The organism is Lichenicola cladoniae (genome assembly GCF_013201075.1).
Taxonomy (GTDB): Bacteria; Pseudomonadota; Alphaproteobacteria; order Acetobacterales; family Acetobacteraceae; genus Lichenicola; species Lichenicola cladoniae.
The window spans coordinates 18,799-43,935 of record NZ_CP053710.1 but is presented as its reverse complement, the minus strand read 5'-3'; the positions used below and the strand labels follow the sequence as shown (position 1 = coordinate 43,935).

The window sequence follows — 25,137 nt, the reverse complement described above, 5'->3', positions numbered from 1 at the left end:
GATGATCGACACCGGAGAGACGCTGCTAGAGGCGACCGCATTTGGAGTCATTCCGGTCGTGGAAATTGACGGCGTGGCGGAGGCGGATGCGCTGGCGGAAGCTTTGCTGGAAGCCGGTCTTGGGGTGATCGAGGTGACATTCCGTACCCGTGCGGCAGCGGAGGTGATCGCCAGGATCGCCGAGCGCTACACAGACATGGTGGTTGGCGCCGGCACGATCATCTCGCCTGTCGATCTACGCCGGGCGATCGACGCCGGCGCAAGGTTCGCGCTTGCTCCCGGCCTCAGCGCGGCGATGCTAGATGCGGCGGCCGAGGCGGGTTTCGCCTACGTCCCGGGCGCGATGGCCGCGTCCGATCTGCAGGCCGGTCTTGAACGCGGCATCCGCACCTTCAAGTTCTTCCCGGCGATGCCGGCCGGCGGCATCGCATTCCTGCGAGCGATTTCAGCCCCGTTCGCGCTGCACGGGCTGCGTTTTATTCCAACAGGCGGCGTATCGATTACGAATCTCGAAGAGTGGATAAGGGAACCTGCGGTAGCCGCAGTGGGTGGCACCTGGATCGCCAGCCGCGTCATGATCCGCGAAGGCGACTGGGCGGGAATACGCCGCAATGCGGAGGAAGCGGTGCGTCTCGCCAGACGTGTTAGGGAGGCGGGATGATGCAGCGTCCGCCTGCCTCTGCCGTGCCCACACTGCACTTCATCGGCGTGAGCACGGGGCAGTCGTCGATCATGACGATCTTCCCGCGCTGGGCGGAGGTGCTGGGGCTTGGACAGTGCGCCATCAACGGCATCAACCTCCCTCTGCACGCGCCGGCTAAGGATTATCGCGACGTGGTGTCGTTCGTTCGCGACGACCCGTTCTCGATGGGCGCGCTGGTGACGGCGCACAAGATCGATCTTCTGCATGCGGCAGCCGACCTGTTCGACGCCCTCGATCCCCATGCCCAATCGCTTCATGAGGTAAGCTGCTTGTCCAAGCGGGACGGAAGGCTGATCGGCCATGCCAAGGACCCGATCTCGGCTCGTCTGGCGCTCGACGCGATCGTGCCGGAGGGACATTGGCATCATGCCGGCGGCGATGCGTTCCTGATCGGCGCCGGCGGCGCTACCACCGCGATTACCTGGAACCTGATGTCCGCCGGTCGTGGCAAGGTTTGTCCAAACCGCATCATCGTCTCCGATGTGAACCCCTTGCGTCTTGAGGGGCTGCGGCGTTTCCATGCCGGCATCGCTACCGATGTCGCCATCGACTACGTGCTAGCGAATTCGACCGACCGCAACGATGAGATCCTGCACGCGCTGCCGGACGGATCGCTAGTCGTCAACGCCACCGGTCTCGGCAAGGACCGCCTCGGCTCGCCTCTCGGCGCCGAAGCGCGCTTCCCGGTCGGCGGCTTGGTGTGGGAGCTAAACTACCGCGGCGACCTGCTGTTCCTCGATCGCGCGGAGGGACAGGCGGCGGCATCCGGACTCACAACATTCGATGGCTGGAATTACTTCCTGCATGGCTGGACCCAGGTAATCGCCGAGGTGTTTGCAGTCGAAATCCCGTCATCGGGACCGCGGTTCGACCTCCTTTCGAAGCTTGCCGGCGGCGCACCGCGTCACCCGAGACCGGCACGATGAACCGTATCCTGGTCACGCCGCGTTCGCTAACTCGCAATCCTGATCCAGCGCTGCTGGCGCTCGAGGAGGATGGCTACACGCTGGTGTTCAGCAGCCCAGGCGAAACTCCTGATGAGGCGGCATTGCTGTCACTGCTGCCGGGTTGCGTCGGCTGGCTGGCAGGGGTTGAGCCGGTCAGTCCGCGTGTACTCGAAGCAGCGCACGGGCTGCGAGTGATCAGCCGCAACGGCACCGGGTCAGACAATCTGCCGCTCGAAACCGCGGAACGGCTTGGAATCATGGTGCTGCGCGCCGCCGGTGCCAATGCGCGCGGCGTCGCAGAACTGGCTATAGGGCTCGCGATGGGCGCGCTGCGGCATGTTCCGGAACAGAGCGCGGCCTTGAAGGGTGGCGTATGGCAGAGGCGTCCCGGGCTGGAGATCGAAGGCCGGACGCTGGGGCTCATCGGCTGCGGAGCGATCGGACGGTTGGTGGCCAAGTTCGCTTTGGCGCTCGATGCCAGAGTGCGTGTTTACGACCCGTATCCGGATCATGGCTTCACCCCGTCGGGGGATTTCGCCTGGATCGGGTTGAAGCAAGTGCTGGAGGAGGCCGACATCGTCTCGCTACATTGCCCGATACCACCGGACGGGACGGCGGTGCTCGATGCGTCGGCGATCGGCCGGCTGCGTTCGGGGTGCGTGGTGGTGAATACAGCGCGCGCCGCGCTGGTGGACGATACCGCGATGCTGGACGCGCTCCAGGGCGGCGGGGTCGGCGTCTACGCGACCGACGTATTCGCCGTCGAGCCGCCGCCGCCTTCGGCCTTGCTGGCGCATCCACGGGTTATCGCGACTCCGCATATCGGAGGCCTGACAGACGAAAGCGTGCGGCGGGCTACGGTGGCTGCGGTCGAAAATCTGCGCGGCGCGTTGCGGCAGCCGTGGGCGTCAGCGATGGCATGACAATCACTCTGATGGCGATGACGGACGGGCTGGTAGACTGGCTGGACCGCCCCAATGACGGCGTTGCGCTAGCCTGGCTGGGGCAGGCAGGGTTCGTGCTACGGGTCGGTGCATCCGTGGTACTGATAGATCCTTATTTGTCGGATTCGCTCGCGGTGAAATATCGTGGCACGCGGTTTCCACACGTGCGGATGATGCAGGCGCCGATCGATCCGGACTTGTTTCCCCGTGTCGATCTGGTTGTCTGCACCCACCGGCATGGCGACCACATGGATCCCGGCACGTTGCCTGTGCTTGCAGCAGACCACCCCGAGTGCCTGTTCGTGGTACCGGCGGCGGAGCAGGACCATGCCGAGGCGCTCCGACTACCAAAAGCGCGTGTTGTCTTCGCCGACGCCGGGCGCGCGTTGAGGCCGTTGGCGGAGGTTGATCTGGTGCTACACCCTGTGCCGGCCGCGCACGAGCAGTTGGAGCAGGATGCGCAGGGGCATCACCGCTTCCTCGGCTACGGTATAGAGGCAGACGGCGTGCGGCTCTACCATAGCGGCGACTGCATCCCGTATCCTGGCCTGATTGAGACGGTGCGGGCGCTGGCGCCACAAATCGCGCTGTTGCCGGTGAACGGTCGGGATTCAGAGCGTGCAGCAGCCCGCATACCTGGAAACTTCACGCTCAACGAGGCGATAGCGCTCTGCGTAGAAGCAAAAATCCCAACGCTGATCCCGCATCATTTTGGGCTCTTCGCCTTCAACACAGCATCTATTCCTAATATAGACGCTGTGGCTTTGTTGCATGCCGAAGCCGGGCTTCGACCTGGACTTCTCCGCCCCGATGCGCAACACGCCTTCTTGCTCGGCCGAATATCGCCGGTTGCTGGACACTAGCCCGGCAGTTCCACGCTCCGCGGCTAGACGAATGCAGCACCGAAAGGGACAGGATGCCGAGCGACGACGACAGGCCAGAAAAAGTGAGTGAGCGGCCGGCACCTAGCGGGCGCAACGTAATGGAGTTGATCCTGGTCCGTTTGCCCGAGCTCAGGAAGTCGGACAGGCGGGTCGGGGAGCACATCTTGTCAGATCCGCAGGCGGCCCTGGTGGCGACCGTGGCGGAGACTGCTCGCAAGGCGGGGGTGAGCGAACCGACCGTAATGCGTTTCTGCACTGCGCTCGGCTTCGAGGGGTTCCAGGACTTCAAGCTCAAGCTGGCGCACAGTGTGGCGCTCGGCGTGCCGGCGACGCAGTCAGTGCTTGATGCGACCGACACACCGCAGAAGCTGACTAATAAGGTGTTCGACTATACCATGACCAGCCTGGACTGGGCCCGCAGCCAGCTCGACCACGAGGCGGTGGCGCAGGCAATCGAATTGCTGGCAAAAGCCCGTCGGATTGAGTTCTTCGGCTTCGGCGCGTCATGGATCGTGGCCGCGGACGCGCAACAAAAGTTTCCACTCTTCGGTGTGCCGTGCACTGTGCATTCCGATTCGCATCAGCAATTCATTGCTGCCTCGATGATGCAGCCTGGCGACGTTGCGGTCGCGATCTCCAATACCGGGCAGACCTCGGCCCTGCTCGACATCATGCGGACCGCGCGCGCGGCGGGCGCGACCGTGCTCGGGATCTGCGGACGCGATGGCGGCCGAATGAGCCGGCTCTGTGACCGTCTTCTGGTCATTGAAACGCTCGAGAATACCGACATCTACACGCCCACCATCTCCCGGTTGGCGGCGCTGGTGTTGGTCGACATCCTCGCAGTCGGCGTGGCGATGCGACGCGGCAGCGATCATCAGCAGCGGCTAGCGGCGATGAAGAAGCGGCTGAGTTCGATGCGATCGCGCGGCGCCTCGGAGGACGACTAAGAATAAACCTGTTTCTGTTACAGATTTTCGGTGTGCTTGAGTAGAAACAGAAACCGTCGTATCCGGTTCTGTTGCAAAGTTTCGGCGTGCTTGAGTATGGGCCGGAGCTCTGTTCTTTCTATTTTGCGAGGGAGTAGAACTGCTGCGCTGGACGCAACTTTCCTGCGGAGTGCAACTGTCCTTTGCGGATCATGTGCATGATCTCGATACCGGCGATCGTGGTCGCCGCCGACCAGAAACCCTTGAAGCCGAGCATCGGCCTGGTCATTCGTTTGACCGCCCGGTGGTCCTGCTCGACGATGTTGTGGAGGTATTTGACCTAGCGGGTCTCGATCACGGCGTCGTGCGCACTGTTGTAGCTGTCGATCGCCGCGGTGTTAGCGCCGCTCTTGTCGACGGTTATCGTCCTCGGAACACCATGCCGAGCCGCAGCCTTGAACAAGAAGCGCAGCGCCGCCTTGCGGCCGCGCCTGGCGGTCAGCAGGAAGTCCACCGTGGCGCCCGTCTTGTCGACCGCCCGATACAGATACTTCCACACGCCCTTGATCCGTATGTAGGTTTATCCATCCGCCAGCTACCACTGACCGGGCGCTTGCGCGCCAGGAACGCCTTTTCCAACAGCGGCACATACTTGAGCACCCAGCGATGCAGCGTCGTGTGGTCGACTTCTACACCACGCTCCCCATCGTCTCCAGCTCCAAAAACTGTCGCCCGTAGACATCACCCAGCCATTAAACAAAATTCTGCAACAGAACCTCCGATCGCGGTGGTGAGCGCGCGGCTGACGTCTACACGCTGATCATCACCGCCAAGCTAAACGGCGTCGATCCGCGCGCCTGGCTCGCCGACGTCCTGCGCCGAATTGCCGATCAGCCGACTCGTAATCTCGGCGTGCTCTTACCGTGAAACTGGTCAAAGCCAAAAACACTGGCTGCCGCAGCCGCCTGAAGTGCAGCCATGGTGCTCGGCGGATGGATACGGTGTAACCGAGGCTCAGATTTGAATGCTGATCGACACGTTAACCGGTATGCTTGTGCTAGGGTGTCCGAATGAAGCAAGTTGTCCTCATAACTGGCGGCACCCAGGGTATCGGCCTGGCGCTGGCCGAAGCGTTCATGGCTCAGGGAGCGGCCGTCGCGGTTTGTGGCCGCTCGCAATCAACCCTTGATCGCTTTTCCCACGCGCACCCAGATGCGCTAGCCATTCGGGCCGACGTGACCAGCCCCGAGGCAAGGATCGCCATGCTGGAAGTGATCGCCGATCGTTTCGGTCATCTCGATATCATGGTCAACAATGCTGGCACCTTCGTCGAAAGAGATTTCGCGAGCGGAGGCGACATCACGCGAGACCTTGAGCAGGAGGTTGCTCTCAATCTGACAGCACCCATCCAGCTAACGGCCGAAGTGCTGAATCGCTGGCCCGGAATGACCGCAATGATATTTGTCACTTCGGGCTATGCCCTGGTCTCCCCCACCCGAGCGCCGACCTACGGCGCCGTAAAGGCGGGGCTGCATGGCTTCGCCGAGGGGCTTCGGCGGCAGCTTGCTCCGATGGGGATCCATGTCCTCGAGTTGCTTCCGCCCCTTGTAGATACCCCCATGACCGCGACTACGACGGGAAAAAAGCTGTCGTCCGCGAGGGTGGCGGCAGTCACGCTTAAAGCGCTGGCGCTTCGGAGAGCGATGGCTCTGCCAGGCCAGACTAGGCTGCTCCCCTTGATGCTGCGGCTTGCGCCGGCCGCCATCAAACATATAGTCGCTGAAACCTGACGAATGGAGCTCTAGAGTGCGTTGTTGCATGGACCGGGTGGGAGGCCACGAGCTTGTCCTACCCGGTGATCGCGTCAGACGGCGGGGCGGAGAGTGGCTTGGCGATCCGGATCATTTGGTTGAGAGCGCAGATGGCGATGGCGACCTCAGCTTTCTGACCAGCGGTCGATCGTGCCCTGAGCTTTGAACCGATGATGTGTTTGTAGCGACCGATCGTCGTCTCCACGATGCTGCGTCGGCCATACCCATTTGCCTTCTGCCAAGCCATGCGTCCCTTCTCGGCAATGTCGCGGACATGACGATCGCGAACGGTTTCGACCTCAGCGTCAGCCTTGACGATCGAAGATGCTCTCGGCGGGATGACGATATGAGGTGGCGGGTTGTGCCGGCGTGCGGCGGCAGCATCATAGACGGACGCGCCGTCATAGGCGCCATCGGCGATCACGCTGGCGATCTGCCCCTCCACCGTTGCCAGCAGCACCGCACCTTCTGATATGTCGCCGGTATCCTTGTCGGTCAGACTATGTGCCACGATCTCGCCAGTCTCGACATTGACGGCCAGATGCAGCTTGCGCCACTGCCTGGGCGTTCGGCCGTGCTTCTCGGCATCCCACTCGCCCTGCCCGAAGACCTGCAGGCCCGTGCTGTCCAGCACGACATGAACGGGTTCGTCACGCCGGGCGGCACGCGGTTGACGTCCGGCAAAGGCGCGCCCCCGACGGCTCAAGGTCGAATGATCAGGCACGCAAAGATCCAGTCCGAGCAAACGCAAAACCGAGCGCGCAAAACCTTCTGCCTGGCGTAGAGCCAGATGGAAGACCAGGCGCAGGGTCAGCACCAGTTCGATCGCCACCTCGGCATAGATCGGTTGACCGCCTCGTGTCGTCCGGCGCGGGGCGTGCCATCCGGTCAGGGCCGCCTCGTCCAGCCACAACGTCAGATCACCACGTTGCCGCAGACCAGCCTCGTAGGCCGGCCAGTTCATGACCCGGCGACAGGCCTTCGGGATGTGATGGCGGCGGGACGCGTTGTGCTTGAAGGGCATCCCAGCCATTTACCAGCTCACGAAAGTCGCGTCAGCCGGATGGTCCATGCACCAATGCCTTGCGCACCCCCAGCCGTTCGTCACGGTAGAGCCGGAACAGCCGCTTGTGGTTCAGCCGCATGCCCTCGCGCGCCAGCAAGATGTGCAGTCGCCGGTAGCCGAACCGCCGCCGCTCACCGGCCAGCACGCGCAGCCTGGCACGGATCTCGCCGTCGCCGGGTCGCTTGCAGGCATATCGATAGGTTTTCGGTTCTAGCCCGACCAACCCGCACGCGCGCCGTTGCGAGTAATTCTTCTGTGTAATCGCCCAGGTCACGGCGGCACGCCGTGAGCCAGGCGTCAGAAGTTTTTTGCTAGCATCTCCTTCAGCGTCGCCACGTCCAGCATCTGCTCGGCCAACAGCCTCTTGAGCTTGGCGTTCTCTTCCTCGAGCCCTTTCAGCTTGCGAGCATCAGACACTTCCATGCCGCCGTATTTCGACCGCCACGTGTGGAACGTCGCATCGCTGATGCCGTGCTTGCGACATAAGTCGGCTGCCGTCGCACCTGCCTGATGCTCCTTCAGCACGCCGATAATCTGCTCCTGCGTAAACCTCGACCGCTTCATCTGTCCGTCTCCTGCTGACGGATCCTAACTTCAGAACGGGGGCATTTCAGGGGGCAAGGTCAGGTTCTGCATGGCTGTGCCACAACGACTGCGGCGATCCGTCGAGCGATACAGCATAGTCAAGAGAGCCTGAGGGCTCTTGCCCGGCGCTACGGCATCAACCAAAAAACCGTCGCAAAGTGGAAGCAGCGGACCTCAGTCACGGACCAGCCAACCGGTCCAAGAGACCTGAAATCGACCGTGTTGTCGGTTGAGGACGAGGCCATCATCGTGGCATTTCGTCGCCATACGCTGCTGCCGCTCGACGACTGCCTTTACGCCCTGCAGGCCACCATCCCGTATTTGACCCGCTCGTCACTACATCGCTGTCTGCAACGCCATGGCATCTCTCGCTTGCCTGACGTCACCGGCGACAAGCCCGACAAGCAGAAATTCAAGGAATATCCGCTCGGCTACTTCCACATCGACATCGCCGAGGTCCGCACCGAGCAAGGCAAGCTCTACCTTCTCGTCGCCATCGACCGGACTTCGAAGTTTGCTTTCACCGAGCTGCATGAGAAAGCCACCAGGCAGGTCGCCGGCGTGCGTATTCCGTTGATGCTGATCAGCCATTCCAGCTGATCGTGATCACCGTTCATGGTGATCCGGATCACGGTGTTCACCCTGCCTGGGGAGGGCATGGCGGACAGCATGACGTGGTGCCGGTGAGCTACCACTGACGGTTGAACAGGTCTCACTTCTCCTTGGCGCTCGTCAAGCCTTCTGCCGTGTTCAGGACCTGGCGCTTGCGCAGACTTTCGCCTTTCAGCTCGATGCGATGGGACCGGTGAATGATGCGGTCGAGAATTGCATCGCCCAGAGTGGGATCGCCAATGATCTCGTGCCAGCGGCTCGTTGGGACCTGGCTGGTGATCAGCAACGAGCCTTTCCCATCGCGGTCATCGACGATCTCCATCAGGTCGCGACGCTGTTCAGCCGACAGCGGCTCCGGGCCCCAATCGTCGATGATGAGCAGGCGTGTGCGCTCGATTGTCCGCATCAGGCGCGGCAGGCGCCCTTCGCCACGCGCCGTGGCGATGTCGGCAAACAGCCGCGGCGCACGGCGGTAGAGCACAGCGTAACCTTCCCGGCAGGCTTTGTGTCCCAGCGCACAGGCCAGCCAGGATTTACCCACGCCGGTCGGGCCGACGATCAGCAGATGCTGGCTGTCGCGGATCCAACCGCAGGCCGCCAGGCTCTGGAACAGGCCACGATCGAGCCCGCGGGGCGTGCGCAGATCAGTGTCCTCGACCACCGCATTCTGGCGCAACCGGGCATGGCTGAGCCGCCGGCCGAGCCGCTTGTTGTCTCGCGCGGTCACCTCGCGATCGACCAGCAGGCCGAGCCAGTCTTCGCGCGACAGATCATCGGCCGCACTTTGGCGGCTCATTTCGATGAATGCGTCGGCCATCGCGGCCAGGCCAAGATCGCGCAGACGGTCCACCATGGGATGGATCAGCATTGTCTTTCCTTTCAATGATAGTAGCCAGGACCGCGAATGTTCTCGTGCATCAGGCTGGGCTGGTCAGTGATGGCGGACTTTTTCTCCTGGGCATTCTTCAGGATCGCGGCGACAGAGCCGTAGGAGCGGGTGCCGAGTGCCAGGGCCTTGGCACAGGCAGCGTCCACCCGTTCCGGGCCGTAACGGCCACGCAGGCCGAGGATACCGATGCAGGAGCGCAAACCCTGTTCGGGATGTGGCCGCGAGCGCAGCACGATCTCGATCAGAGCCGCGGTATCGTCGCCGGTTGCCATCGCCTCGCGTGTGATCCGCTCATGGGTCCAGTCGCGGTAGCGCCGGTGCGTGCTCGGCATGTGGTCGCTCACCGTGCTTGGCTGATGCTGGCGCACGCTGCGAAGATGCGTGGCCACGAGGCTGCCGCGGTGGAAAATCTCCACCGTCCTGGTTGTGATGCGTGCCTCCACAGGCTGACGGACCAGCCGGAACGGCACCGAATAGAAATGCCGGGCGATCTCGATGTGATAATCGAGATTAACCCGGCAGTACCGCCAGTCCGCATACTCGTAAGGCACTTCTGGCAACGCCAGCAGGGCCGGACGATCGAGCTGTTCATACAGGGCACGGCGCGTCGTGCCCCAGCCGCGCATCGGCCGGTCGTTGATCTGCTCGACCAGCTCACGGATCGCCAAGTTGAGATCGGCCAGCGAGAAGAACTGCCGGTTACGGAGCTGGGCCAGAACCCAGCGCTGGACCACCTGCACGCCGACTTCGACCTTGGCCTTGTCGCGCGGCTTGTAGGGCCGGGCCGGAATGACCGCACTGCGATAATGCGCCGCCATCTCGGCGTAGGTGCGATTGATCGTCGGCTCAAAGAAACAGGCCCTGGTGACGCCGGCCTTGAGATTGTCGCTGACGATCTGGTGCGGCACGCCGCCAAAGAAGGCCAGAGCGTTGACATGAGCCGAAATCCAGTCCGGCAGCGTCTGGCTCCAGGTCGCCTCCACGTAGACAAAACTCGACGCCCCCAGCACAGCCACGAAGATTTCGGCCTGATGCTTCTCCCCGCTTGCCCCGTCGATGACGGACATGCTCTGACCGGCGAAGTCGACGAACAGCTTTTCGCCGGCCGTGTGCACCTGGCGCAGCGTCGGTTTCAACCGTCCGGCCCACGCGCGATAGAGATCACAAAACCACGAGTAGCCAAACGCGTGAGCCGATCCTGCGCGGTATTCTTCCCATAACAGGGCCAGCGTCATGTTTGGCCGGCGCAAATCGCGGTGAACCGCCGCCCAGTCTGGCACCGGCCGCTGATCCAGCGGCACATCCGGCAGTGGCGGAAACAGCAGCGCCTCAAGCTGCGTGTCGTCCATGTCATCCGGTAATGGCCAATCCAGGCCAGCACGATGGGCCCGGCCCAGGTAATCACTGATCGTTCCCTGGCCCAGCCGCAGGCTCAGTCCGATCGTTCGCTGCGGCAGCCGCTGTTCCAACCGCAGCCGCAGAAGCTCGCGTATCTTGCGCATCGACACTCTCTCGCCTGGCATCCCGACCCCTTGCTCCCCGGCAACAGGTCGACACTACCCTCGGTTGAAGACTGTCAGCGGCAGCCGACCGGCATCGTCATCTCCAGCATGATCAGGATCACCGGAACCGATGATCGCCATCAAACGGAATGCATGATCGAGATCGAACGGATTCAATGATCACCATCAAACGGAATCAGTGATCAGGATCAGCCGGAACACGCATCAGTATTCAGCCGCGATGCCATCGGCATCTTCTGGCCGTTCGAGAAGCTGACCCAGGTGTCTGCCGGCGCTGCGGTCTCTGCCATCTCAGAGCACCTCGATGTCGAGGTTCCAGCCGTGACAGGTGAGGATGTCGCCGTGGTCTGTGAACAAGGTGAACACGCTGTCGAAATCCCAACCGTCATCTGACTCCCAGGAGCCGCCGATCACCAGACCGGTGGCGTCCTGGAAACCGCCGGAGGCGAGAATGTAGACGCTGGGAAATTCGTCTCCCGAAGGGTTGTGCCGCTTCCAGTGGCGAACCGCTTTGGGCGATCGGAGAAAGGCGACGGTCAGGGTCTCGATCGCCCGCAGGCGAGCCACTTGCTCGGATACGTGCTGACTGTCGCTCATGACGGAGCACCTTCCGCCCGGGCCGCACGGAGCTGGGCACGCTGGACAAGCACGGCGTTCCAGTCCTTTGCGCCGTCAAACGGCAGGATACGGCCACTCCAAACCCCGGCCGTGTCTGCCATGGTGGCAAGAACCGCGGCGAAGCGATCACCCCCCTCACCCAGGTCCGTGCCGATCACCAGCTTACCGTTCGGCACGGTCGCCAGGTCGCGAAGCAGCGCCTCCAGAGCCGTCACCGCCCTCGGGCCGATGCCCCCCGCAGTCGACAGGTAGAGCGTGCCCGGGCGCATATGGTCGAGCGACGCAAAGGAGAGAGCGTCGATCGCGGCCTCGGTGACGACCAGACGATTGATCGTCGTCTCGGCCGCCCGAAGCCGGAACAGCGTCTTGTCCCCACCACGCGGGCAGCCGCGATAGGTCGGCCCGCGCATCTCGAAGTTGGTCAGGACGCCGTTGTCATCGCGATGCGAGAACAGCGCCGTGCCGAAATACCCCTCCCGCAGCACATCCTGCCGAATGGCAGCCTGAATGATGTTATCCGGCAGTGCGCGGATCTCCGTCAGGTAGCGCCAGACGGGCGAGCCTGGACGCACCGTCCGGCGCTTGGCCCACTGCTCGGCAACCGGCACGTCTGGCCGCTCGCGCTGTGTCGTATGCTGCAAGGGCATCTCGGTCGGCGCCCTGCCGATCATCGGCCGCAGCCGCTGCCGGACATGCCCCAGGGTCAGACCCGGATTCAGGTGCTGCACCAGCTTGAACACGTCGCCGCGCGCGTAGGCGTCGTGCGGATCCCACCAGCCCCGGCCCTGGTGGTTAATGATGACCGTGCGGCCGTCCGTCGACCGGTATTTCGGCGAGTTGCGGGTGCTCTCCTTCTTGTCGAGAAGGAAGCCTTCCTGCTCCAGGACGACGGCACAGGTCACGCCTGCACGGATCTCCTGCAATTCGTCCCGGTCGGATGCTGGATCACGAAGAGTATTCATGTCGGGCCTACTTCATAGTGGGAGAAGCAACGCACTATCCAACTAGCGGTATTATAGCGGAGCGTGCACTTATTGCGAGTTATTACTTTATTCGCATGCGTTTTATACTGTCCGAATGCAGTAGAAGACGCTTGCATGTAAATGCGAACAACCGTTTTTCAGGTTCGTCCTGCGGGGGTTTGGGGGCAGCGCAGCCCCCGAGATCGCCGACGAGAGCGGCGGTCCCACGACGTTTTTCTCGTCCCGTCCTGCCATCGCGCAGACGTCGTCGGCCGGACAGGGTCAGGACCGGAGGCATGCGGAGGAGCGGAGCCGGGTTGCAATGCGCGCGGGCTCGCAGAGCCTGCGGGAAGTGCGGCCCTGCTCCGTCGAGGCAAGCATGCTGGAGCCACGCGAGCGTGGCGTCCCGTCAGGGGCGGTCTTGGGCCTGTGCGGACGGGGATGTCATGATGACCGCATGACGGCGGGGTCGTGGGTCCAGAGCGTGCCAACCCCCTTCAGGGGGATGGCCGAGGAGGCGATAGCGCGATCGCCCGGGCGTCAGCTCAGCGGCTGATGAAGAACCGCTTCTTTGGGTCGTCACCGAACGGGAAGCCGACGATGTATCCGTAAAGTCCCTGAACGGCGCCACCCAGGATCAATGTGCCGAGGAGCTTGGTCAGGGGGGACGCATGGATCGGGATGATGGCGCCGCTCATCAGCAGCGCCAGCACCACGACGTTCAGGGCGATCAGCGGGAGCCACTTCGTCAGACGTCTCGGCATAGTCGGAACCCCGGCTGCTGGTGGATACGGCGCATTTTTATCGAGCACATTGAAAACCATACCTGCAAATCAGGACATGCCTGGCCCGGAGCGCCTGGGCGCGGGCTTGGGAGCCTCTACCGGCTCCGCTTCGGGTCGGGTCTCACGTTCCCGCGGCGCCGGCGGCGCCGGCGTCTCGGATGCACTGCGCTTTGCACTCATTGCCCGACCGAAACCGACGCGCGTCGGAGCGGGTACCTCGGCAGCCGGTGCTGCGCCAGTTGATGCCAGGCGGCGGATTACCCCGGAGTGCTGGGGGAGTTCATTTGCGACAGCGCGATACCACCGGATGTCATCCTCAGCCTGGGCTGTGACACGGGTGAGTTCCGACGGAGACGCCTGACGCTGCTTCATCTTCTCCAGGACGCCGGACCAGTCCCGACCGAACTTGCGCAGCTCCGGCGGCGAAAGTGGACGCTGGCGTTCCGCCAGCACGACGTTGGCTGCTGCTGGCGCGTCACGCCAACGACCGTTCTTCTGGCGGTTGTCGTACAGGACCTCCCCTGCTCGGGTGGAGACAACAACGCGATCGGCCTGATTTTCACGCTCGAGCTGCCGCAGGGTCTCCAGCATACCGGTAGCTCCGGCATCATGAGCCTCACGCGCTGTGAAGCGGCTCGCATCCCCCTTCTCCAGCATTGCCTCGAAGCGCTGATGCACGCTCTGCCAGGACAGGCGCTCCGGCACGGCAAGTGCTCGTGCCTCAACCCGGTATCCGGCATCTTGCAGCGAATTGGCGGTCCTGGCGAACACCTCAGGCCGTCGCATCGTGCTCTCGATCACCAGGTTGACTTGCTGCTTCTTGGCCGCCGCGATCAGCTTCTCAACCCAGCGGCCGCTATCATAGTCCGTATAGCGAGCAGCATTCAGCGGGTCCATTCGCTGCATTTGACTGTGCTCAGGATGGAAAGCACGCATATCGTCGCCGTTGATGACGACAGTCGGACCGCGCGCCTCCATTTCGCGCGTGGCGTCGTTGAGAAGCCCGGTTTTCCCCGAGCCTGGCTGGCCGCCAAGAATAATCGCCGTCGGGTTGACGGCCCCCTCCGACGCCGGAAGCATGGCCGGCAGAACTTTCTGCTGAAAGATCCGCTCGTGATCGCGCTCTGCAAGCGCGTAACGGAGGCCGTCATCAGAGTCAGCCATCCTAGACGTTAAACAGGCCAGGGCCCTCTTTGAGGACAGTCCAGAACTGTTCCTCGTCGCGCATCAGCGGCGACCATCGCGCGATTACTGCCCTAACTCGTTTCGGCTCACGATAATCGATTGTTCTCAGCAGCTCGTAGAGCTTCACCGCGATCGCATCCAACTTCTTAGCCGCCCTCTGGTCGCCGGCACCGCCTGCCTCCAGGTGGTAGATCCGTTCATAGAGCAGGCCGCGGGCGCGGTTGATCAGCTCCATGGCCACTTCTGCCTGGATCACCTCGGCATGGTGGTCCCCATCCGAGTGGTCAGCGCGAGGCGTCACTGGTCTCAATCTCCGGTCCGTTCGACGGAAGGACACTAACCGGCTTGTCAGTCGTGTCAAAGCGTCGAGGACGCGAACTCTTTCCTTTCCATTTACATTCGGTCTTTTGTCGTAAACGATCATTTCTCATCCTCCACGCGCCGAAGGTTATAACGCAGCAGCCACGAAGGCCCGTGACTGTTGCGCAATAGACTCAGGACCGGATCCGCTGTCGCGTTGGTCCACTCCAGCCAGAGCTTCTGCTTCCATTCCCGACCATGCTGATCCGCGTAGGCCTGGAGATACTCCACCTGGGCGAGCAGAAGTGGGGCGTGCTCGTCATCCTCAGCGGGGCGGCGCATCAGTGACGCTCCAGCGCACTGAGCCACCACTGGGCCTGGCGGTCAGCGGTTTCGGCCTCCCGGCGAAGCGAAGCGCTCTGGCTGGGCGTCAGGTAGCTGGCCGTGGCATGGTCCCGCAGCACCTCCGCCTCGGTGCGCCAGCGGCGGGCACTCGCCATGCAGCTTTCGTCGGCGGCTCGAGAAAGAGAAACCTCCACGTCACGTCTCCTTCGAGTAGCTGGTGGGCACAAGCTGAGTGGGAGGCTGACAAGCAGCCGTTATCGCACTCGCGCGATCGCGCAAACCGTTCATGATCGATCTCCGGATGGGGTTTATTGGAGGGTTGGATGGCGCTGGCCGAGCGGCGGTAAACGCCTCTTTTCCGCGCGCCCGAATGTTTCGTCGCAAACAGGGAGCGGAAAGTGCCCGTCAGCTATTCGAGCGCGCCGCCTGCGCATCGACGAGTGCTGCGTCGCAGACGTCATGGAAGCACACCGCCAGCGCGACACTGATTCCCTTGAGCACGAGGATCGACGGGTTCGGCGACTTCCCCTTCTCACGCTGCCAGATCAGTGTTCGGTCGACGCCGGCGAGGACGCCAACTTCGGACAGACTGAGTTTGAGCCGCGTTCGCTCAGGGAAAAGCAACGCAGCGAGGCCGTTGGACGCAGGCATGCTTTTCTCCACCTGACGACTTGCATTGGTTGCCGGACAGACTTCGGGATGGGCGTCGGCCTGTACAATTCCAGCGACCAGATGATTCGGCCGCTGGAACAAAGCCGAGCCGGGTCTAGAAAGGGATTTCGTCGTCCAGGTCACCGGCGGCCGGCTCCCACCCGCCGCTTGTCGCAGACCGTGCAGCGCCCGTGTCTTGCTGCCCGCGTGGCGAATTCTGGTCGCCGTCACGATTGCCGCTATCAAGAAGGGTCAATTCCCCGCGGAACCGGTCGATGACGATCTCGGTGGTGTACTTGTCCTGTCCGGACTGATCGGTCCACTTACGGGTCTGCAACGAACCCTCGATGTAGACCTTGCGACCTTTCGTCAGGAACCGCTCGGCAACGTCGGCTATACGGTCGTTGAAAATTACGATGCGATGCCACTCGGTCTTTTCCTTCCGCTCGCCTGAGGCCTTGTCGTTCCAGCTCTCGCTCGTCGCCAGTGTGAAGGTCACGATCTTGCTGCCGTTCTGGGCATTGCGGACTTCCGGATCCTTGCCGAGGTTGCCAACCAGGATCACCTTGTTTACTGAACCAACCATCGTCTTTATCCATTCATGTTTTATCCCAAATTGCTTCGGCCGTTGCCGTCGCGTCCCTCGGGTGTGGTCGACCGGAGCCCGGCATGGAGGGAGCGGAAACATCTGAGAACGACAGTGGTGCGGAAGCTGCCTGCAGCTTCACGGTGTCGTTCGAACCGCAGGCGCGTGGCCGTAGGCTAGGCGGGTGTTGAAGCGAGCGGTGCCGGGCTCAGACCACGCCAACCCGAGGGATGCGACGGCAACGGCCAGCGCAGTCGTCCCCCTCTCCAACGGTCATTCCCATTTCATGATTCACATTTTCTCGTTTCGCATCCATTATCGTCGGCATGGCTGTACACGCCGATCGTCGAGTACTAGGGTTCAGCCACGAACAGGGGACCCGCATCATGGTGGTGATCAGGACGAACGGGGACAGGCTGGAGCTAGTGGCTCCGTTCCATCCGGATCTTTCGATGCACGCCAAGAGGCTCGATGGACGGTGGCGCGGCCAGGAAATCGGCTGGGTGTTCGAACCAGGGCGGGGGGACGCGCTGCGCGCGCTCTGCCTGCGCATATGGGGCGTTGACGGCACGCCAGACGCCGTTACTGACTGTGTGGAACTCCGGATAGAGGCCGACTACACCGACATCCGGTCGGCGGTCTGGATAGCCCATGACGCTCCGGTCTATCTCGTTGGGCGCGAGATCGCCGCCAGTCTCAGGAACGGACGCGCGGCCCGGCCGGGTCGGGGCGTGAAGTTCCTGAGTGGCAAGCCAGGCTGCAAGACCGAACTGCACCATAAGGTCACATCGATCCCGCACGGGTCGGTGTTCCTGCTCAAGGACACGCCGCGCATGGCCGTCGAGCATTTCGAACGCGCGCTCCATGGCCATGGCCGCTGTCAGGTGCTTTCCGCTGCCTGAGATACGGCTACGGCCTCAGAACAGGCCAAGCTGCACGGCTGGGCCGCGAGGGATGATACCGGGCGGGGTCGCTTCAGTCGGCGGTAGTGCGGCCACCTTTGGCTCGTACTGGGCCTTGAGACGGCGGAGCAGTTCGCGCTCCGCTCCAGTAACTTCCGCAGCACGAGCCTGACGGTAGGCTTCGATCACCCTGGCCTCCTGCACCCGCTTGCGGATCGCCAATTCGACATCGCAGTAGGTCCAGGCGGGATCGCCGTAGCCGCCGCCGCGCAGCGTGTCGTTGAGGAATTCGATGCAGCGTTCCGTGCTGGTAAAGAAGTAGTCCCAGAACCCGTGCTTGTCGTAGTGCGCAATGTGCGAGAAGCACATCGACAGCCGCCGATAGAAGGCCTGGCTGAACGAGGCCTCGGGGAAGCCCCTGGCGATGAAGCGCAACAGGTGGTTGGCGAACTTCGCCTTGTCAGCGCTGCTGTCGAACTTCGTGGCGGTGAACCGCCCATCCTCGAACAGCGGCAATTGCAGTTTCGGGAAGACAATGCTGGCGATCGGAAGCGTCGCGGGCATGGCGGTGGTCCTTTCGCAGGGAATTGTTACGCGTAGCGCGGGCCGACGTCGGGAAAGGCACGCGGCAGGGTCGGCGCGTGCATGACGTGTAGCTCGTACAGCCCCTTGCTGGTCGAGGCATGCAGGGGCGGGCGGCCTGCGTTCAGCAGCGGCAGGTTGGCTTCCATGTCCGCCAGGACGGTGGACGCCTCGTCGTCGCTGAAAAAAGCGCTGGGCGGGTGACCGAGAAGGCGATACAGCGCCGGATCGGTCTCGAGGCCGCCGGAAGGATACCAGTGGCCGCCTTCTTCCGGGCCGCCGTAGTCCAGGACGACGAGGTAGAGCCCGATCCAGTACAACGCCTGGTCGGGGATCTGATCGTGCAACGCCGGAATGCACAGCTGGTCCAAATCGTTCGTGCTCATGATTCTGCTTTCGCTGGTGTGGAACGCCGTCCGCACGACGTGCGAGACGGCGTTGATCCGGTGTTTCTGGAAGGCGTCAGGCTGCCAGCCGTTCGTCGGCTACGGGCTCCTGGGTTTCTTCCGCCGCGGCGCGATAGTCGGGATGGAAAGCCAGACAGAAGTCGGCGATGCGCTGCGCCGCTGCGGCGGCGCGAAATATCTCGCGCTTGTCGTCGCGAAGTTTCTTTAACCAGCTATGCAGGTAGCTGGCATGGTTTGGAATATCGCTCGGCAGGCCTATCGTATTGCCCATAAAGCAGCTTGCCAGCTCGGCGCGGAGTTCTTCCTCCGCATAGCGCGCGATACCAAACGTTCTAGTCAGGTCTCGGTCAAGCCGTGATTCCGCACCTGACCAATGCGCCAATTCATGAAGAGCGACGGCTCCGAACAATTCGGGTGACGAAAAGCATTCATGCGGCGGCATCTGGATGTGGTCGCTGGACGGATTGTAGAACGCCTGCGATCCGCCGATGCGGATCACCGCACCGCTGTTGCGCAGGATGGTGTCGACCGCCTCGGGGCGACGCCAGCTGACCTCGTGCGGTCCGGAAGCGGGAACTTCGGAAATGCCGTCCATCTGGCTGGCATGGAATACTGTCGAGGCGCGCAGCATCGGGATGAATCGCTGCGTCCCGTCACCGGTCAGCTCGGGCGCGCCTTCGGCGTCCTTGCGCTCCAGTTTTTTGAAGAAGAACACTGTGGTGCCGCGCTCTCCCTTGCGCACCTGCCAGCCGCGTTCTGCAGCCTGCTTGTATGAGCACCACCTGTTGTCGCCGGTCGACCACGCGAAGGGCGACAGCGCCAGCATCAGCACGTTGATGCCGCGATAGAACCTGCCGGTCGTGGCGTTGGACGGCATGGTGTTTTGACCGGCCAAGGCCGGATCCCAGGGGCGGCGCCACGGCACCACGCCGGCCTCGAGGGCCGCGATGATGCGGTCAGTCACCTCCTGGTAGTTGTCGCGGGGAGCGGTCTGGTCTGGGCGTGAACGGCGGGTGCTGGCCATGGTGCTCGTCCTTTTTCTGGCTCTCGAACACCTCTCCACGGGTCGCGGCCGGGCGGGCGGGACAAGGGCGCGCGGCACGCGCGGGCCGTCAGGCCTTTACCCTTGTGGCGTCCGGCCGGTTGCGGCATCGCCCTTTCCCCATCAATTCTTTCCAGACCACCTCAGTCTTTTTCAATCGTCTCTTCCTCTCAGATCCCGTCGTTGGGCTGGCGGACGCTCAGGGCCATGGCGATCGGCTGCACCCAGATCGGCTCGGCCGACAGCAGATAAGGTCTCACCACTCCAGGCCATCAGCAGGGTGCGTCCCATGGTTTCGGCGATCGCCTGCGCCGCGGCAGGCGGGACGGCGTTGCCGATGCGCTCGCGCCAATCCGCGTCCGACATGCCATCCAGCTGCATCTGTTTCTCCGGGTCGTAGAGGGATTGTAGTGCGCAAAGCTCGGCGGTGGTGGGGGCCGGTGCCAGCACTGGTCCAGGCTGCGAATCACCGCGACCAGGCGGTCCGTTGCGGCCGGCAGGGTCGGCCTGGGGTCAGCGACACTCCACCGCCCGGTATCGTAGCCGGCCGCGCTGCTGACGGCGCCTGTGCTGGCGCGCCAGTGCATGACGCCGTAGAGCCCGGCACCGTAGAAGTCGTCGCCTTTGCGGCGATCGAGGTTCTAACGTGGATCGGCAACGCATTAGCCGGTTCCGTGCGCTCCGTGACGGAACGGCCTGCCCCGTCCCATGGCACGATGCGGAACTCGTTGGAGTGCTTGGCCGGACCGCCATGGCGCGGGTCAGCAACCGCGTGCGGTCCGCCGCCAACGAACATCTTGCCGGTGACGCACGGTGCGGCATCCGTCCAGTGCCGGATGCCGAGCTGCACCGACCGTTCATGCCCATCGATGCGCGGATCCGCCACGCTGTGGGCCTCGTTGTCCGGCGTCGATCGGCCGGTGAGGGTCCCTGTCAGTTTTTCCCACGGCCGGACGCCGAGTATGCCAAGCTGCCGGTCACCGGCCGGCTCGAGCGCGAAATCGCGCAAAACGCCATCCTCGACGACCAGCTTGTTCAGCGACCGCCAGTCGCTGCCGGCTTCGACGAAGGCGAGGCGCACCCACGTCTGCCATTGGAGCATGGGAACCCGATGCATTGGGCCCGCTGCCGGATCACCCGGCAATGGCATGCGCCCCAGTACCTCGCCGACACCGCGCAGCGGCCGGGTGCGCGGCTCCCAGAGGAACGGCGGAACCTTGCCGGTGTGCCGGGCGACCAAAAGGTACCGCTTGCGCGATTGCGCGAGCCCACCCAACCGGCCGCAATCATGCGTGGTCTCGGCAACTGCATAACCATAGGCACGGAGCAGGCCGACGATCTGATCCAGCCGGTGGCGGCCACGGGTGGCGATGCGTGGCACGTTCTCGAACACGATCAGCTCGACCGGATCGTCGGCATACGCTTCCAACGCCAGCCAGATGCCGCGCAGTGCCAGGCGGTTGAGCGCCTGATATTTCGCCGTCTTGCTCTTGGTCTCAGACAGCAGACCGGAGAACCCCTTGCAGGGCGCCGACAGGAACAGGATGTGCGGGTGCTTGTGGCCGAACGCCCGATGGATGTCGGCCGCCGTCGTCTCGCGCCAGTCCGCCGGCGGCTCGCAGCCGTGGAACGCGCGGAACTGATCGCGGTCGAACAGGTCGAGCACCGTGCCGGGCACTCCGGCCAGCCGGCCGAAGTCGCGGATTGCTGCGGCGTCAACGTCGATGCCGCCGAGGCAGCGGAACTCGGCGGTCAGGCTCCTGACGCGCGCGCTGGTGTTGTTGAAGCCGCGCGCACCGCCGCCGAGCCCCGCGAAAAGGTGGGCATGGTTGATGACGTGATGAGTGCCGTCGTTCGTTTGCAGCATGTGAGGATCCCCCTGATCCCCTTCCCGCCGTCAGCTGGCGGTTGGCCGTGCAACGGCGACGCTCTGGCGTCGGGACCGGAGCCACGCGCAGGCCGGCTCGCCGGGCGAGCATGGCGAGGACCCACCCTTTGCATGGGCGGCAGGCAGATGGGACGCGGTCCTTGTTTGTCCCTCATTCGTTCATGGCAGAAATACTTTTCACCAAAGCCCGAATTATACCGTCACCTTCGGCAAAACGTTTCATGTGCATCGATAGAACCGGCCAGTATTCGGGAGGTCGGGATAGGCGGTTGGCAGCTTCCAGAGTCCCTCGTCGTCATGAAGGATCAGCATTCGCACGCTTATCGCCTGTCGGCGGCCGTCGCGGAGTGACCGCATGACCGCCAGATCCGATCGGCCGCTGATGAAGCAACTTTCCCATTGGCCGGTCCGCGGATCGCGCCACGCCGCCCCGAGCGTTCCGTTCAGGAACGCCTCGACCATCCACGGCACCCGACAGACCGGCGTGCCACCGAACCGGTCACGAAAGAAGCCTTGGTCCTGCAAGTAATAAATGCTGCCGATAGCGATGACGCCCACGCGCAGCGGGTTGGGCCCGCCTCGGCTACGAGACGCGTCATACTGCCGGATCATCAGGCCATCTCCTTCTGCCCGACGGTGCGAGCCCCGGCGTATCGATTACGGTTCAGCTCTTCCTCGATCTCACGGACGCGGTCGCCAAGGTCTGGCCGGCTGGCGATCAGCCAAGCCACAAAGCCTGGCAGATTGAGCTCGGGCAGTGGACCGATCACCCGGTCGAGGTCGATCGCGCGGAGCCGGTCGACACTGTCCGCTGCCGGCAGGATGGCCCACCTGTAGCGGGCTTCCAGGTCCCGCGCCTGCAGCCCCTCGCCCAGGATGGTCTGCAGGCGGCGGTCGACATCGGTTGTGGCGATCCAATCGCGTCGCCCACCGTCCTGCTCCACGCCGACGAACTTAGTGCTGCCGATGTGCGCCAGCAGCTCGCGGATCCCGGCCTCGAGGGCGGCGCAATGTGCCTGCTCCTCATGCAGCAAGCTTTGCAGGCGTTGTGTCGGGGTCATGCCGGCACCAGCCCGGTTGAGGGCTGAGCGACCGCCTGGCAGTGCGGGCATCCCGCCACGCGCCCACCTGGCAGGCAGCGCAGCAAATCGTCCTCATGGTGCTCGCCGCCATGGGAGTCGACAAAGACGAAGCCGCTTCGCCCGGTACGGGGATGCGGCTGTTCAACTGGCCGCGCATCCTCGAACCACTGCTCCGCCCAGCTGACGAAGTCGAAGCCGATGGACCCGTCGGCATCGACATGCAGGTTACCGAGCTGAGCGCAGGCAGGAATGATCTCAAGGGTGCCACGGAGCGCAGTCTTGTCCGGGGTCAGGATGTGCATGTCGGTGCCAGCCGGGTCGGCCGGGATGGTCTTGTGGTTGCTCATGAGCCTGCTCTTTCAGGAGAAGAGTTCGGGTTGCACGACCGGTCGGCCAACCTTGATGGTCGCGACCAGGCGCGTGTATTCGGGGGGATCGCCAAGGCAGGTCAGCCGGGCCTTTAGGCTCTGGCGGCGCAGCCGGACGACTGGATCTGGATCGAAGCCCTGTGGCCTCGGCCGCGCCGACCCGAACATCAAGGTTCAGGCCCGGTCGGTGGCGGCCATTTCCAGGATGCCGCGCACGTCCTCGCGCTATTCGGCAAACCATTGCACCAGATCACCGCCGTCGACCGGCATATCGAGCCGGAACGCATCCTCCTCATAGGCAAGCGCCTGCAGCAGCAGAGTCGCCATCGCCTTGGAGGCAGCGAACAAACGCGCGTCCATCTCCACCACCGGACGCTCGTCCGGCGTGCCGCTTTTAGGGTGGGCCCGACCGACAAACTGTTCGCATGCATCGGGTCCTGTTGCGATGACAGCGAAGGTCGGCAGGCGATCGCCGTCGTACATTGTCATGTGGGTGGGTATCGTGAGCCACCGGCCGGCGGTGGCGCGGGACGGGTCGAGCTTCTGGGCCATCGTGCATCTCCGGCTGCCCGGCCGCGCGTCATCGCGGGCGGCGGCAGCCAACAGGTCAGGGGATTTAGAAGGAAGCCGCTTCAGCGGCTGGCGATCTCGGCGATGGTGGGCAGATGGATCATCGAGGATGAGCCGCTCAGAAAGCCGGGTGCCACCACCACGGCAGCAAGAACCATCGCCACCGCGAGCCCACCGATGACGTGCAGTGTTGCCGTCAGAACCTGTTTCATCTGCGCTTCTCCGTTTAGGATCTTCATCTCGAAGACCCTTCCCGGCCGGGCGCGCTGAGCTGGGCGGGGCAAGGCCATGCGCTCGCGCGTGAGGCGTCAGCCGATGCCTTGCGGCGACCGGATCAGGGTGGCAGGCACTGCCTCTTCACCCGGTTCATAAATTTCTAATTGATGGCCTGTCCTCATCCGGCTGACAGGCTTTGTCTTCGAGCCTGTTATGGCCCTGATCTATGGCTGCAGAGGCGATGCGCCACCTCTACAGAGCGTGGGGAAAGCTGGCCGAAACCGGACTGTCCGCTTCGGAGTAAGATCCGGTAAAAGCGGACTTTTCGGAGCCCTGGCAAGAAAGCTGGCTTGGGTCCCGCATACGCAGGTCAAGCGCAGCGTCTATTACTGATTTCGACCCCAAGCGGACATGACCCTTGTTACTCCTCGATAGTCTCAGGCCCCTCGCCAGCAATCTGATCGATCCGCTCGGTGTCCAAAAGGGCCTTGGCTTCCGCTTCGGCGATGAACACGCATTCAGAAATTAGCATCGCCAGGATTGCCGTAAGACCTGAGTAATCGTAGGTCTGATCCACTGATTTCTGAGCCAGAAAAGCTTTTTGCAGCCCCTCCTTGCCGACGATGGCGCCTTGATAACTATCGCGCCTTTGATCGTAGGAAGTCCAACGCACCTGAGGTTCGGAGCCCGTGTCGAGATAGCACTCGATCGCAGCTGCCTTGCCATTGATGTCCCCCAAATGCTCACCAGAGGGCCCAACCGTTCGGAAAGACTGGAAGCGCTCAAGGTCCGGCAGCTTAACGATCCGCATATTCGCCGGCGTTCTCAAGCGCGCGCATCGCTCCCAATTGAAGACGCCCTCATTGTCGTTGTCGAAAATCACGACGATGTTGTTCTGGACTTTAATGCTGATCAGACCGCGAACAAAGTTGTAAAGGTTGCCGGTTCCTGAAAATGGATAGTTCTCTTTCATGTCTACGAAGTCGAAGAAGTCGGCCAAGTCTGGATATAGCAGTTGCAGGCCGTGCTTCAGGATGTGCACATCCGATGAGCCCTCAGTGACGATGAGGAAGCGGCTCGACTGCCGTAACGGCGCGTCGAACGCTGCGCGGGGCGCCCAGCCTCCGTCGGCGACGTCTACGAACTGCCAGGTGATCGGCAGCTCCTGGGCGGTAGGGTTGTCAGCGAGCAGCCGAATGACGGTGTAAGCGCTGAGCCCGTCGACCTCGCCCCCATCTGGCCATGATATTTGAAGGCGCTGAGGCGCTTCAGGGCCATATTTCGGAAACACGTGCGTCAAGAGGAACTCGGCGAGAGATTCCGAACCCTTTTCCGGCGACAGATGAGCATCGCTAAAGTCCGCCGTCGCCAGTATGGCCTTCAGCTCATCGAAGGTGAAATCATGATGCAAGTAGCCGTCCTCGGCGTGCCACTGGAACTCCTGGCGGCAATAGGCATCAGTATGGCCAAGCAAGAGAAGCCTGCGCGCCACAACCTTTAAGGGTGCGGAGTAGCCCTCCTTCATCTCGGTGATCAGGCGGTAGCTGAAGTCCTCCCGCCGCTGGATGAGCGGCAGGTGCGCACACTCCAGATCATCGCTATCGCCGGCGTAATAGTACGGGATTGTCGTGAGGTCGTCGGGGCGGAACAGAGCGCTGTGGTCGCTAAACCCGGAGTTCTTTCCCCAATCCAGCTCTATTCGACCAAGCGTCAAGTGAATCATTGAGCCCATGCTGTCATGGAGCGGCATGTCCA

Annotated in this window: 28 protein-coding genes and 5 pseudogenes; 9 read left to right on the top strand and 24 right to left on the bottom strand. The window is 63.1% G+C overall.

Annotated features, from left to right (window positions below; all coding sequences use genetic code 11):
* The first annotated feature begins 1 nt into the window (after position 1).
* Genes eda through HN018_RS24315 form a run of 5 tightly spaced genes read left to right on the top strand, consistent with a single transcriptional unit; the run spans position 2 to position 4,428 of the window.
* Entirely contained in the window at positions 2-661 is a 660-nt protein-coding gene (gene eda, locus HN018_RS24335) for a bifunctional 4-hydroxy-2-oxoglutarate aldolase/2-dehydro-3-deoxy-phosphogluconate aldolase (protein ID WP_171835373.1), read from the top strand.
* Positions 661-1,629 (top strand): shikimate dehydrogenase family protein, encoded by a 969-nt coding sequence (locus tag HN018_RS24330; RefSeq protein WP_408886848.1) that lies wholly within the window; start codon positions 661-663, stop codon positions 1,627-1,629. The genes eda and HN018_RS24330 overlap by 1 nt, the downstream gene beginning before the upstream one ends.
* Positions 1,626-2,573 (top strand): phosphoglycerate dehydrogenase, encoded by a 948-nt coding sequence (locus HN018_RS24325; protein ID WP_171835375.1) that lies wholly within the window; start codon positions 1,626-1,628, stop codon positions 2,571-2,573. Before HN018_RS24330 ends, HN018_RS24325 begins: the two co-directional genes overlap by 4 nt.
* Entirely contained in the window at positions 2,570-3,457 is an 888-nt protein-coding gene (locus HN018_RS24320) for an MBL fold metallo-hydrolase (protein ID WP_171835376.1), read from the top strand. Before HN018_RS24325 ends, HN018_RS24320 begins: the two co-directional genes overlap by 4 nt.
* 53 nt (positions 3,458-3,510) lie before the next feature.
* Positions 3,511-4,428, top strand: a complete 918-nt coding sequence (locus HN018_RS24315) for an SIS domain-containing protein (protein WP_171835377.1) — start codon at positions 3,511-3,513, stop codon at positions 4,426-4,428.
* A 118-nt stretch (positions 4,429-4,546) separates the two neighbouring features.
* On the opposite strand, the pseudogene HN018_RS24310 reads toward HN018_RS24315, so the two are convergent.
* Positions 4,547-5,109, bottom strand: a pseudogene (locus HN018_RS24310) (IS6 family transposase); the annotation flags it as partial.
* A gap of 60 nt (positions 5,110-5,169) precedes the next feature.
* Between HN018_RS24310 and HN018_RS24305 the strand changes: the two are divergent.
* Positions 5,170-5,334 (top strand): annotated as a pseudogene (locus tag HN018_RS24305) (transposase domain-containing protein); the annotation flags it as partial.
* Between the two features lie 143 nt (positions 5,335-5,477).
* Complete coding sequence (locus tag HN018_RS24300) at positions 5,478-6,197, top strand: SDR family NAD(P)-dependent oxidoreductase (protein ID WP_171835378.1); 720 nt, start codon at positions 5,478-5,480, stop codon at positions 6,195-6,197.
* Positions 6,198-6,255: 58 nt separating this feature from the next.
* Here HN018_RS24300 and HN018_RS24295 read toward each other — a convergent pair whose 3' ends face one another.
* Together HN018_RS24295 and HN018_RS24290 are read right to left on the bottom strand one after the other, a co-directional pair.
* Entirely contained in the window at positions 6,256-7,242 is a 987-nt protein-coding gene (locus HN018_RS24295) for an IS5 family transposase (protein WP_171835381.1), read from the bottom strand.
* A 58-nt stretch (positions 7,243-7,300) separates the two neighbouring features.
* A pseudogene (locus HN018_RS24290) lies at positions 7,301-7,848 on the bottom strand (transposase); the annotation flags it as partial.
* 21 nt (positions 7,849-7,869) lie between these two features.
* On the opposite strand from HN018_RS24290, the pseudogene HN018_RS24285 reads away from it, so the two are divergent.
* Positions 7,870-8,427: pseudogene (locus tag HN018_RS24285) on the top strand (IS481 family transposase); the annotation flags it as partial.
* A 154-nt stretch (positions 8,428-8,581) separates the two neighbouring features.
* Here the strand turns inward: HN018_RS24285 and istB are convergent.
* The 11 genes from istB to ssb form a co-directional block, all read right to left on the bottom strand.
* Positions 8,582-9,349, bottom strand: coding sequence for an IS21-like element helper ATPase IstB (gene istB, locus HN018_RS24280; protein WP_171837390.1), 768 nt, complete (start codon positions 9,347-9,349; stop codon positions 8,582-8,584).
* Between the two features lie 11 nt (positions 9,350-9,360).
* Positions 9,361-10,872 carry an IS21 family transposase gene (gene istA, locus HN018_RS24275; protein WP_408886729.1) on the bottom strand — a complete coding sequence of 504 codons (1,512 nt, stop codon included), beginning with the start codon at positions 10,870-10,872 and terminating at the stop codon, positions 9,361-9,363.
* 312 nt (positions 10,873-11,184) lie between these two features.
* Positions 11,185-11,490, bottom strand: a complete 306-nt coding sequence (locus tag HN018_RS24270; RefSeq protein ID WP_171837806.1) for a hypothetical protein — start codon at positions 11,488-11,490, stop codon at positions 11,185-11,187.
* Positions 11,487-12,473, bottom strand: coding sequence for a DUF3991 and TOPRIM domain-containing protein (locus HN018_RS24265; RefSeq protein ID WP_171837807.1), 987 nt, complete (start codon positions 12,471-12,473; stop codon positions 11,487-11,489). Before HN018_RS24265 ends, HN018_RS24270 begins: the two co-directional genes overlap by 4 nt.
* 545 nt (positions 12,474-13,018) lie before the next feature.
* On the bottom strand, positions 13,019-13,237 hold the full coding sequence (locus HN018_RS24260) for a hypothetical protein (protein ID WP_171837808.1): 219 nt from the start codon (positions 13,235-13,237) through the stop codon (positions 13,019-13,021).
* 69 nt (positions 13,238-13,306) lie between these two features.
* A complete protein-coding gene (locus HN018_RS24255; RefSeq protein ID WP_171837809.1) occupies positions 13,307-14,422 on the bottom strand; it encodes a zeta toxin family protein in 1,116 nt (371 codons plus the stop codon).
* Between the two features lies 1 nt (position 14,423).
* A complete protein-coding gene (locus HN018_RS24250; RefSeq protein WP_172443563.1) occupies positions 14,424-14,699 on the bottom strand; it encodes a hypothetical protein in 276 nt (91 codons plus the stop codon).
* A 164-nt stretch (positions 14,700-14,863) separates the two neighbouring features.
* Positions 14,864-15,085: a hypothetical protein gene (locus tag HN018_RS24245; protein ID WP_171837811.1), complete on the bottom strand. Its 222-nt coding sequence runs from the start codon at positions 15,083-15,085 to the stop codon at positions 14,864-14,866.
* Complete coding sequence (locus HN018_RS24240) at positions 15,085-15,282, bottom strand: hypothetical protein (RefSeq protein WP_171837812.1); 198 nt, start codon at positions 15,280-15,282, stop codon at positions 15,085-15,087. Before HN018_RS24240 ends, HN018_RS24245 begins: the two co-directional genes overlap by 1 nt.
* A 211-nt stretch (positions 15,283-15,493) precedes the next feature.
* Complete coding sequence (locus HN018_RS24235; protein ID WP_171837813.1) at positions 15,494-15,883, bottom strand: helix-turn-helix domain-containing protein; 390 nt, start codon at positions 15,881-15,883, stop codon at positions 15,494-15,496.
* Entirely contained in the window at positions 15,855-16,325 is a 471-nt protein-coding gene (gene ssb / locus HN018_RS24230; RefSeq protein WP_171837814.1) for a single-stranded DNA-binding protein, read from the bottom strand. The genes HN018_RS24235 and ssb overlap by 29 nt, the downstream gene beginning before the upstream one ends.
* A gap of 452 nt (positions 16,326-16,777) precedes the next feature.
* Between ssb and HN018_RS24225 the strand changes: the two genes are divergently transcribed.
* The gene (locus HN018_RS24225; RefSeq protein ID WP_171837815.1) at positions 16,778-17,227 is read left to right on the top strand and encodes a hypothetical protein; all 450 of its coding nucleotides are present in this window, start codon (positions 16,778-16,780) and stop codon (positions 17,225-17,227) included.
* A gap of 15 nt (positions 17,228-17,242) precedes the next feature.
* Here HN018_RS24225 and HN018_RS24220 read toward each other — a convergent pair whose 3' ends face one another.
* The 10 genes and pseudogenes from HN018_RS24220 to HN018_RS24175 form a co-directional block, all read right to left on the bottom strand.
* Positions 17,243-17,791 carry a hypothetical protein gene (locus HN018_RS24220; RefSeq protein ID WP_171837816.1) on the bottom strand — a complete coding sequence of 183 codons (549 nt, stop codon included), beginning with the start codon at positions 17,789-17,791 and terminating at the stop codon, positions 17,243-17,245.
* Positions 17,792-17,817: 26 nt separating this feature from the next.
* Positions 17,818-18,195 carry a hypothetical protein gene (locus tag HN018_RS24215; RefSeq protein ID WP_171837817.1) on the bottom strand — a complete coding sequence of 126 codons (378 nt, stop codon included), beginning with the start codon at positions 18,193-18,195 and terminating at the stop codon, positions 17,818-17,820.
* Positions 18,196-18,271: 76 nt separating this feature from the next.
* Positions 18,272-19,144, bottom strand: coding sequence for an ArdC family protein (locus HN018_RS24210; RefSeq protein WP_239479431.1), 873 nt, complete (start codon positions 19,142-19,144; stop codon positions 18,272-18,274).
* A 284-nt stretch (positions 19,145-19,428) separates the two neighbouring features.
* Positions 19,429-21,125 (bottom strand): annotated as a pseudogene (locus tag HN018_RS24205) (DNA cytosine methyltransferase).
* 240 nt (positions 21,126-21,365) lie between these two features.
* Positions 21,366-21,758 carry a hypothetical protein gene (locus tag HN018_RS24200; protein ID WP_171837818.1) on the bottom strand — a complete coding sequence of 131 codons (393 nt, stop codon included), beginning with the start codon at positions 21,756-21,758 and terminating at the stop codon, positions 21,366-21,368.
* Positions 21,758-22,207, bottom strand: coding sequence for a hypothetical protein (locus HN018_RS24195; RefSeq protein ID WP_171837819.1), 450 nt, complete (start codon positions 22,205-22,207; stop codon positions 21,758-21,760). Before HN018_RS24195 ends, HN018_RS24200 begins: the two co-directional genes overlap by 1 nt.
* Entirely contained in the window at positions 22,204-22,575 is a 372-nt protein-coding gene (locus HN018_RS24190) for a hypothetical protein (protein WP_171837820.1), read from the bottom strand. The genes HN018_RS24195 and HN018_RS24190 overlap by 4 nt, the downstream gene beginning before the upstream one ends.
* A 246-nt stretch (positions 22,576-22,821) precedes the next feature.
* Positions 22,822-23,148: a hypothetical protein gene (locus HN018_RS24185; RefSeq protein WP_171837821.1), complete on the bottom strand. Its 327-nt coding sequence runs from the start codon at positions 23,146-23,148 to the stop codon at positions 22,822-22,824.
* Between the two features lie 80 nt (positions 23,149-23,228).
* Positions 23,229-23,378 carry a hypothetical protein gene (locus HN018_RS24180; RefSeq protein ID WP_171837822.1) on the bottom strand — a complete coding sequence of 50 codons (150 nt, stop codon included), beginning with the start codon at positions 23,376-23,378 and terminating at the stop codon, positions 23,229-23,231.
* Between the two features lie 425 nt (positions 23,379-23,803).
* Positions 23,804-25,132 (bottom strand): HEPN/Toprim-associated domain-containing protein, encoded by a 1,329-nt coding sequence (locus HN018_RS24175; protein ID WP_239479445.1) that lies wholly within the window; start codon positions 25,130-25,132, stop codon positions 23,804-23,806.
* Positions 25,133-25,137 lie beyond the last annotated feature (5 nt).